We start from the raw sequence: 9,713 nt of genomic DNA on the forward strand, positions 1-9,713 counted from the left end.
CACTTTACATCGCGGAAAATCAAGGTCATTTAACCTTGGGTTCCAGGGGTTTTGACCTGTATCGAAGTTGAATGACGGAAGAATGAGATGACACCTTCGAAACACGGGTCCGGTTCCGCCGCGCCTGCCCCGGCGATCCTGGCCGAGATGCAGCGCACCATTGAACGCCTTTATCTGTCCCAGCAGGATCTCAAGCAGCAGGTCGGCGCCCTGGGCGCCATGCATCCGGTGATCTGCCGCAGTCCGGGCCGGCCGGGCCCGGGGACCCGGGCGCTGATGCGCCTGCATGGCGGGTACCGCCGCCGCTATCAGGCACGGGCGATCCGCGATTGCGGCCTGTTCGATGCGCCCTGGTATCTGCGCCGCAACCCGGATGTGCGCGCGGCGGGCGTCGATCCGGTTGTGCATTTCCTCGAACATGGCGCCCGCGAGGGGCGCGATCCGGGGCCGCATTTCAGCACGATGTTCTATCTGCGGACCTATCCGGACATCGCCGCCAGCGGCCTGAATCCCCTGTGGCATTATCTGACGGTCGGCTGGCGGGAACAGCGCGCGATCCGTCCCGGCATGCTGTCCGAGGGATAGGGATGGCCAATTCGTCCTGGAAACTGCCGGATCGTCTGGCCTATGTGGTCAGTCACAGCTACCCCTATTCCAGCAATGGCTATGCGGTGCGCACCCATGAGGTGGCGCGCGCGCTGGGGCAGCTGGGGCATGATGTGGTGGTGATCAACCGCCCGGGCCGTCCCTGGGATATCGACGGGTTTTCCCGGCGCCGGCGGATCTCTCCCGAACAGGTCATCGATGGCGTGCGCTATGTGTTCCTGCCGATGCCCGCGGGGGTGGGCCGGGGCTTTCGCGACCGGATGCGCGGCGCCGAGCGGGGGCTGATGGAGGCCTTTGGGATATTTCGCCCCGCCGCGGTGATGGCGGCGTCGAACTGGCAGACCGGAGAGCCCGCCCAGAACGCGGCCCGCCGCTGGGGGGTGCCGTTCTTCTACGAGCAGCGCGGGTTCTGGGAACTGTCGCGCGCCGTGTGCGAGCCGGGTTATGAGCGGACCGAAGACTATGAGCGGGACCGCCGCAACGAGTTGCGCGTGGCGCAGCGGGCCGAGGCGGTGTTCACCCTGAACGCGGCCATGCGGGACGAGATGGTGCGGCAGGGCGTGCCGGGCGACCGGATCGAGCTGGTGCCGAACGGGGTATCGGCGCTGACGGCGCAGAGCCGGGGCGCGGCCGGCGAGGTGACGCGGGAAGGTATCGGCTGCGGCGCGCGCCATCTGCTGGGTTATTTCGGGTCGTTGAGCGCATACGAGGGCAGCGAGGACCTGATCCGCCTGCTGGCGCGGCTGCGCCGGGACGGGGTGGATGTGGCGATGATGATCGTGGGGTCGGGCGCGGCCAAGGGACTGATCGGCACCGGCCGCCAGACCGAGGTCGAGACCGGGATCACGGCGCTGGCCCGGTCGCTGGGCGTTGCCGACCATCTGCATCTGGTGCCCCGGGTGCCGCAACAGCGGATGGCCGCGTATTATGCCCTGGCCGATGCCATGATCATGCCGCGCCGCAGCCATGCGGTGACCGAGCTGGTCGCCCCGCTCAAACCCTATTCCGCCGCCAGCCATGGGCTGCCGGTCTTCATGAGCGATATCGCCCCGCTGGCCGAGATCGCAGGCGACATTCACGCGGTCCTGTTCCCCGAGGGCGATATCGAGACCCTGGCCGGGCAGGTGAAGCGGATGCTGGAAACGGGCGCGCATCCGGCGCGGACGCAGCCGCTGGCGGCCGAACTGCTCTGGTCGCGCCGGGTGGCCCCGATCTCGCGGCATTTGCAACGCGTCGCCCGGTCGGTGCCGGCGTTGCCCCTGGCCCCGGAAACGGGCGACAGGGATCTGGCGGGCGGCGTGCCGGGTTTCGACCTGGCCAGCGTGCCGCAGGCGGCGCTCAGGGATATGGTCCTGGCGGGGCCGATCGCCGCGATCGGACCCTGCGCCCATCTGGCGGGGCGCGAGCTGCGGCGCCTGACCCGGAACACGCTGCTGGCCGAGCTGGCCACCGGCCCGGTGGGGCATTTCATCATCGACTGGCGCGGGTTGCAGGAGGCGCCCGGCGAGTGGGACGGATTGTGGTCGATGCAGAACATGCGCCTGAACCGGCAGATCATGGATGCCTGCCGGATCGCGGTCGCCCGTGGCTGGCGCCTGCAGGTGACGGGACCGGTGCGGCGGGGGCAGGCACCGCTCTATCGCACGGTGAGCGCGGTATTCGAAGAAGTCCTGCCCGAGGGCCGGGCCGATATCCGGGAGGCGGCACAATGAGGGTTGCGGTTCTGGCCGAGCAGAATTTCAACCTGATCGACGGGTCGACGATCTGGTTGCTGAACACCTGCAAGCTGCTGGCGCTGCAACCGGATTTCGACACCGACCTGCTGCTGCGGCACAGACTGACCACCCGGCTGCTGGCCGATGAGCTGCCCGCCGGGATCACCCTGCGCGATGCCGAGGTGCTTTGCGCGGCGGCGGGGCGGCCCGGACCGCTGGCCGAAGGCGGGCTCAATATCGCGGATCTGCCCGGGATCGTGCTGGCCTGGGAGGCGCGGCACGGCGCCTATGACCGGATCTTCGTGCGCGGTACCGAATTGCTGACCCGGCTGCTGGACGAGCCGGCCTTTTGCGACCGGATCGTGGGCTATGCGCCCAATGCGATCCCGGATGTCACCCAGCCCGAACCCGAATGGGTGCAGTTCGGGCGGCAGCGGCGGATGCCGGTCGTGGTGCAGAGCGAAACCGCCAAGCGGGCGCTTGAAACGCTTTCGGATTATCCCGCCCATGTGGTGCATGCGGTCCCGCCCGTGGTGTTCCAGGATAGCCCGCCCGAGGCCCGGCACGACGGGCCGGCAACGCTGTGCTATTCGGGCAAGATCGACCTGCAATACGGTCTCGACTGGCTGCTCGATCTTTGCGCGGATCTCGAGACCCGCCCCCCCACCGAGGGCGAGGTCCGCCTGCGCCTGATCGCCGGCAAGGATACCCGCCGCAAGGCGCATCCCGATTTCTTTGCCGGGATGGACCGGCTGCGCGCCCGGGTCGCCCAGGGCGATCTTGCGCATGTCGAGTTGCATTCGAACCTGCCGCATGTGCAGGCCAAGGCGCTGATGGCAGGGGCCGATTTCGCCTTTTGCCTGCGTCACAACCGCTATGACGACGTGATCGAGATCTCGACCAAGATCGTCGAGTTCTGCGCCATGGGGGTGCCGCCGATCCTGAACGACAGCGAGTTCAACCGGTCGCTGTTCGGCGCGGATTATCCCTATCTTGTCGATATCTCGCAGGGCGATATCGTCGCGCGGATCCGCGGGATCGTGCAGCAGCGGGGCACCCCGACCCATGATCTGGCCCGCGATCGCGCCTTGCAGATCGCCGGGCGGTTCTCGGCCCCGGCGCTGGCCGCCAAGCTGGGGCGCGCGATCCGCGGGCATGGGCGGCCGGGCGTCAGCCTGAGCCCCGCGCCGCGCCATATCCTGATCGCCACCCACGAGCGGAAATTCCTGCGCCAGATGACCGACCGGCTGCTGGCCGATCCGGGTATCCGGCTGAGTTGGGAAACCTGGGCCAGCAGCGTCAAGCCCTCGGGGCAGCCGCATGTGCCCGCCGATGTGGATACGGTCCTGTGCGAATGGTGCTGCGAAAACGCCGTCTGGCACAGCCACAACAAGCGTCCGGGCACCCGGTTGCTTGTCCGGTTGCACCGGTTCGAGGCCTTCCGGGATTTTCCCGAACGGGTGCAATGGGACGCTGTCGACGGGCTGATCGTGGTGTCGGAGTATTTCCGCGACCTGATGGTGACGCGATTCGGCGTGGCGCCGGAGCGGGTGCATGTGATGCCGCAATATATCGACTGGCACGAATTGCAGCGTCCCAAGCTGCCCGAGGCGCGCTTTACCCTGGGCCTGGTGGGGATCAACCCGTTCGAGCACAAGCGCTTTGACCGGGCCATCGACTTTCTGGTGGCCCTGCGGGCCCGCGACCCCCGGTTCCAGCTGGCGGTGCGCAGCGCCATGCCATGGGAGATCGAATGGGTCTGGAGCCGGCAGGACGACACCCGCGCCCGGTTCGAGGCGCAGTTCGCGCGCATTTTCGCGGATCCGGATCTGGCCGGGGCGATCCGGTTCGACCCGGCCGGCCCGGACATGGAGGAATGGTATCGCGGCATCGGGACCATCCTGTCCAGTTCCGACACCGAAGGCTGCCATACGGCGGTGATCGAGGGCATGGCCTCGGGCTGTTTGCCGGTGGTTCATGACTGGCCTGGCGCGCGGTCCCTGTTTGACGGGCATGTCTATGAGCGGATGGAAGATGCCATCGCCGGGGTGATCGCATTTGCGACCGATGCGGATCAACCCGCCCGGCGCGCGGACTTGTCGCGGGGGGTGGCATGTTACGACCTGGAGCGTTGCGCCGAACGGCTGCTGACGCTTTAGGATCAGGGATCCTGGGCGTGTCCGGGGGTGCGGGCATACGCGCCACGGATGATCGGAAGTCGCATGAATCCGCCGATAGGCGCCAGGCAGTGCCCAGGGCTGGAAACTTTATGTTTGGTCACGTAAAAAAGTGTGTAGAATAATATGGTGTTTTGGATCATGAGTGCTGGGGGGCAAGAAGATACGCGACGCATGACGCGTTGTTCCAAACAACCCGGATAATTATCGTTAATAGACTGTCAGATCTTGTCGCAAGAGCTGGATCAAAGGAATTTTTGTTATGAACCGCAAGATTTTCGGTACCGATGGCGTGCGTGGCCGCGCAAATGTTTATCCCATGACCGCCGCAACCATTGTTCACCTCGCGACAGCGGTCGGGCATTATTTCGGCCGCGATCACAAGCGTCACCGGGTGGTGATCGGCAAGGATACGCGGCGGTCCTGCTACATGCTGGAAAACGCCCTGACCGCGGGGTTCACCGCCGCGGGCATGGATGTGTTCGCGCTGGGGCCGATGCCCACGCCGGCGGTGGGTCGTCTGACGCCCTCGATGCGGGCGGATATCGGGGTGATGATTTCGGCCTCGCACAACCCGCATTACGATAACGGGATCAAGTTCTTTGGTCCCGATGGCTACAAGCTGAACGATCAGGCCGAAGCCGAGATCGAAGAGCTGATGATGCGCGACCTGCCCCTGGTCGATGCCGAATATGTCGGACGCGTCACCCGCCTGAACGATGCGGTCAGCCGCTATGTGGAATATGTCAAGACCACCCTGGCGGAACGGGTGCGCCTGGATGGTCTGAAGGTCGTGCTAGATTGCGCCAATGGTGCCGCCTACAAGATCGCGCCGGAAGTCCTGTGGGAACTGGGTGCCGAGGTGATCCCGATCGGGGTCACGCCGAACGGCTACAACATCAACGAGGATTGCGGCTCGACCTCTCCGGCGCGGGCCGCGCGGGCGGTGCTGGAGCACAAGGCCGATGTGGGTATCTGCCTGGACGGCGATGCCGACCGGGTGTCGATCATCGACGAGACCGGCGCCGTGGTCGATGGCGATCAGATCATGGCCTTGCTGGCCACCAGCTGGGCGGCGACGAGCCGGCTCAGGAACAAGACGCTGGTGGCCACGGTGATGTCCAACCTGGGGCTGGAGCGGCACATGCACCGGCATGGCCTGCGGCTGGAGCGGACCCCGGTCGGGGATCGCTACGTGGTCGAAAAGATGCGGGCCGGCGGCTTCAACATGGGCGGAGAGCAATCCGGCCATATCGTGCTGACCGATTATGCCACCACCGGGGATGGCCTGGTCGCGGGGCTGCAGGTTCTGGCCGCGCTGCAGGAAAGCGGGCGCAAGGCCAGCGAGATCTGCCGTCAGTTCGAACCGGTTCCGCAAATGCTGCGCAACATCAAGATCAAGCCCGGGACCGCGCCGCTGGAACAGCTGACCGTGCAGCAGGCGATCACCCAGGGCAATGCCCAGTTGCACAAGAAAGGCCGCCTGCTGATCCGCAAATCGGGCACCGAACCGCTGATCCGGGTGATGGGCGAGAGCGAGGACGAGGGGCTGCTGAACGGTGTGATGCAGGTGATCGTCAACGAGATCGAGGCTGCGACCTATGCGCCGCAGCACCAGCCGCTGAGCGCCGTCGGCTAGAGCCTCTCCGTCAGGACCACGGCCACCGGACATTTCGTTGTGAAACGGCACGGCCCCTTGCCGGGGGCCGGCTGTCGCCGGGCATCGGTCGCTGTGCGGCGATGCTCAGATCCGGTTGAGCAGACAGGCGATATAGAGCGCGATGGTGCCGGCCGCGCTCTGGCGATAGGCGCCGGAGGCTTTCAGGGATTTCAGGCGTTGCAGGATCGGACCGCTGCGGGCGGCCTTGTAATGATCGAGCGTTTCCCGGGCCTGCGGCGTGAACCGGTGCGCGGATTTCTCGAGCGCCTCTAGACCGATTTCGTTCCAGTCCTGGAAACGCCCCTGCGCCAGCGCCAGAAACCGCAGCAGCTTGGCCCGCAGCGACAGGTTCGCGCCGATCTGGTTGTCGCCGTGCTGGCGATAGGACAGGATCGGCTCGGGGTCGTAGATGACCTGCCCGCCGCAGCCGGTGATGATCTGGTAGAGCCACCAGTCATGCGCCACGGGGGCGGTGGTCTCGTCCAGCGTTTCCTGCACCAGGGCCAGCGCCGCGTGATTGAGCACCATCGTGTTGCCGCCGCCGATCGACTGCACCAGCGCGTTCCTGAAATCGGGCGCATGGCGGAACTGCTGGGACAGGCCGATGGGGGCCAGGTTTTCGGCGCAGATCATCGTGCGCGCGCAATAAAGCCCCGGCTGGCCCGGCGGCAGCTCGGACAGCAGACGGACGGCGCGGTCCAGCTTGTGCGGGAACCAGATGTCATCCTGGTCGGACAGCGCCGCAAAGGCGGTCTCTGGCGGGGTCTTGCGCAGCAGAAACAGAAAGTTGCGGGCAAACCCCTTGCCCGGCCCTTGCAGCAGGCTGATCCGGTGGGTGCCATGGGCCTGTCTGAACCGTTCCAGGATCGCGGGGCTGTCATCCGAGGACCCGTCATCGGAGACGATCAGGGACCAGTTGCGATGGGTCTGGGCGACAAAGCTGTTCAGCTGTGTCTGCAGATAGGGGGCCCCCTGATAGACCGCCAGCAGGATACAGATTTCGGGCCGTTCCGAAGAGGGAGATGTGTCTGACATCATGGCGGATCGGGAACCTGGCTGCTGACCTCGTCCAAGGGGTGATCCATGCATCGCAAATAGTCGTGGCGAAAGTCCAGTGCTGTTTGCGGTCGCGCGACATATTGGGTTCCCCGCGGGTGTTGCGTCCTTGAGCGTGGGTGCGACCGGTGCATTGGCGTTTCCTTGAAACCTGACCTGCATAGTCCGGCGCCAGATCAGAGACGTAGGATGCGCCCATGCCCGACACATCACCGCGACTGAGCTTGCCCTATCTGCAACCGTCGCAAGCTCAGAAACATGTCACTCACAACGAAGCCCTGCAAAGGCTGGATGCCCTGGTGCAGCTGACTGTTGTGGCGATCGGGACCGAGACCCCGCCCGCCGACCCCGCCGCGGGGGATATCCATGCGCTGGGGGCCGCTCCGACCGGGGCCTGGGCCGGCGCGCAGGGCAAGCTGGCGCTGTGGGACGGAAGCAGCTGGCAGTTCATTCTTCCCGGTGAGGGCTGGCGGGCCTATGACCTGAGCGCGCAGAAGGCCTATGTCCATACCGGCAGCGGCTGGAGCGCCGAACTGGACCAGATACAGAATGTCGATCTGGTCGGCATTGCCACGACCGCCGATGCCGGCAACCGTCTGGCCGTGGCCTCGGCCGGCAGCCTCTTTACCCATGCGGGTGCGGGACATCAGCTCAAGGTCAACAAGGCATCCGCGGCGGATACGGCCAGCCTGCTGTTCCAGTCCGACTGGACCGGACATGCCGAGATGGGGCTGGCAGGCGATACCGCCTTTGCAATCAAGACCAGCGCCGATGGCAGCAACTGGTCCGAGACGCTGCGGCTGGATCCGGCGAGCGGCACCATCGGCCTGGCCCCGTCCGGGACCGTCCGCGCCACGCTGTCGGACAGCGCGTTGCAACTGGATGCGCCGCTGACCGGCACCGCGGTGCAGGCCGACGCCCAGGACAGCACGCCGGGGCGCGTCCTGACGGTTGGCGGCTTCGGCCTTGGGGCACACCTGCCGGACCTGAGCGGCGATGTCTTTGCCGACGGGGTGCGGACCGGGTTCCATTTCGCGCGCCCGGTCGCAAATGCCGGGGCCGCCGACACACCCGCGTCAGGCGACTGGTATGTGGCCAAGCTGGCGCGGCAGACGGGCGAGGCCGTGGCGCTGGCCATTCCCAAGGCACCGGATCAGGCCCTGTGGTGGGGCGGCAAACAGGGCGGCGCGGTCGGCGCCTGGCGCCGGGTGATCGACACCGGCAACGTGGTCGGAACCGTATCGGGGACCGGAACGGCGCCGACCGGCGCGGTGCTTGAACATGGCGAGAATGCCAACGGCTATTATACCCGCTTTGCCGATGGCACCCAGATCTGCTGGCGCCGCAACTGGGTGATCGGTCCGGGGGTGGAGACCTGGATCTTTCCGGCGGTCTTCGGCGGCGGCCAGGCCACGATCAGCGTCACCGGAACCTCGACCAGCGTGTCCGTCGCCCGGATCGTCACCGGCCTGTCCTCAAGCTATCAGGATGCCTCCATCCGGGTCTGGGACAAGGATGGCAACGGCACATCGGCGGGCATTTCCCTGATCGCGGTCGGACGCTGGACCTAGCGGCGGTCAGACGCTGCTCCACGCTCCATACTCCAACCCTCTGGATATCGCATGCCCGGTCCCGCGTCCGAGCGCATGCCTCAAGGACGAAGCGAAGATGCATATTTCATTCACCCCGATGCGCCGGGACGACCGGCTGGAGCTTGTCAAACAGGGCGATGTCCTGACGATCAATGGCGAGGAGTTCGATTTTTCCGCCCTGCCCGAGGGGGCGGTGCTGCCCCGCGATGCGGTCAGTTGTGACTGGCTGACATCGGATGTGGAGCGGATTGGGGGCGTGATCCACCTGACGCTGATCCTGCCGCATGGGGCCGATGCGACCCCGGAGCGGCTGTTTCCCGCCCCGGTCGAGGCCGGGGATGGCCGGGTCCCGCTTTCGGGGGACCCGGCAGATGAAATGGAGGCCTGAGAACATGGCAAATATCGACTTTTCGCGTGTCGTCACCACCGAGGACAAGGCCGCGCTGCAACAGCAGATCCTGTTGCAGGACCGCAAGGCAGAATGCCGGATGCGGATCTTCGCGGTCTGCGATGAAATCGCGCAGATCAATCTGGCCGCGGCCGCCAGCGCCGGCCTGCTCGATGCGGCGCAGATGCAGACCTATCGTGCCGGGCTGACCTGGATCCAGGCGATGCGGGCCGCCTGTGCCGATGGCAACTGGCCGGAAACGCCGCCGGATGTGCGGGAACTGGCCGCGCTGTTCTGAGCGCGGCCGCCCTGTCAGATCGTCAGATCCCAGATGCGGACATCTTCGTCGTCGAAGCGGAAATATTCGACGTTGATCAGGCTGTCGGTGCCGTCGGGGCCGGTGACGGTGACCGCGTTGTCGGCGGTGCGGGTCAGGGTGTAATCGGCCCGGTCGCCGTCGAACAGCGCGTAATCCGAGCCGGTGCCGCCGTCGATCGTGTCATTGCCGGCGCCGCCCTT

At 66.2% G+C, this 9,713-nt stretch carries 8 protein-coding genes and 1 pseudogene; 7 read left to right on the forward strand and 2 right to left on the reverse strand.

Going from position 1 to position 9,713, the window contains the following annotated elements; translation table 11 throughout:
* The first annotated feature begins 87 nt into the window (after positions 1-87).
* The 4 genes from AC2FLM_RS01005 to glmM all read left to right on the forward strand — a co-directional run bounded on the left by AC2FLM_RS01005 (position 88) and on the right by glmM (position 6,137).
* The gene (locus tag AC2FLM_RS01005; protein ID WP_496854867.1) at positions 88-585 is read left to right on the forward strand and encodes a hypothetical protein; all 498 of its coding nucleotides are present in this window, start codon (positions 88-90) and stop codon (positions 583-585) included.
* Positions 586-587: 2 nt separating this feature from the next.
* A complete protein-coding gene (locus AC2FLM_RS01010; protein WP_496854869.1) occupies positions 588-2,318 on the forward strand; it encodes a glycosyltransferase in 1,731 nt (576 codons plus the stop codon).
* A complete protein-coding gene (locus AC2FLM_RS01015; protein ID WP_496854871.1) occupies positions 2,315-4,480 on the forward strand; it encodes a glycosyltransferase family 4 protein in 2,166 nt (721 codons plus the stop codon). Before AC2FLM_RS01010 ends, AC2FLM_RS01015 begins: the two co-directional genes overlap by 4 nt.
* Positions 4,481-4,760: 280 nt before the next feature.
* Positions 4,761-6,137: a phosphoglucosamine mutase gene (gene glmM / locus AC2FLM_RS01020; protein ID WP_234222086.1), complete on the forward strand. Its 1,377-nt coding sequence runs from the start codon at positions 4,761-4,763 to the stop codon at positions 6,135-6,137.
* A gap of 105 nt (positions 6,138-6,242) precedes the next feature.
* Here glmM and AC2FLM_RS01025 read toward each other — a convergent pair whose 3' ends face one another.
* A complete protein-coding gene (locus AC2FLM_RS01025) occupies positions 6,243-7,193 on the reverse strand; it encodes a glycosyltransferase (protein WP_496854873.1) in 951 nt (316 codons plus the stop codon).
* A 218-nt stretch (positions 7,194-7,411) separates the two neighbouring features.
* On the opposite strand from AC2FLM_RS01025, the gene AC2FLM_RS01030 reads away from it, so the two are divergent.
* The 3 genes from AC2FLM_RS01030 to AC2FLM_RS01040 all read left to right on the forward strand — a co-directional run bounded on the left by AC2FLM_RS01030 (position 7,412) and on the right by AC2FLM_RS01040 (position 9,492).
* On the forward strand, positions 7,412-8,785 hold the full coding sequence (locus AC2FLM_RS01030; RefSeq protein WP_496854875.1) for a DUF2793 domain-containing protein: 1,374 nt from the start codon (positions 7,412-7,414) through the stop codon (positions 8,783-8,785).
* 97 nt (positions 8,786-8,882) lie between these two features.
* Positions 8,883-9,194, forward strand: coding sequence for a hypothetical protein (locus AC2FLM_RS01035; RefSeq protein ID WP_496854877.1), 312 nt, complete (start codon positions 8,883-8,885; stop codon positions 9,192-9,194).
* A gap of 4 nt (positions 9,195-9,198) precedes the next feature.
* Positions 9,199-9,492, forward strand: a complete 294-nt coding sequence (locus tag AC2FLM_RS01040; RefSeq protein WP_496854879.1) for a hypothetical protein — start codon at positions 9,199-9,201, stop codon at positions 9,490-9,492.
* A gap of 14 nt (positions 9,493-9,506) precedes the next feature.
* On the opposite strand, the pseudogene AC2FLM_RS01045 reads toward AC2FLM_RS01040, so the two are convergent.
* Positions 9,507-9,713, reverse strand: a pseudogene (locus AC2FLM_RS01045) (hypothetical protein); the annotation flags it as partial.

The organism is Ruegeria sp. SAZD011 (assembly GCF_059612545.1).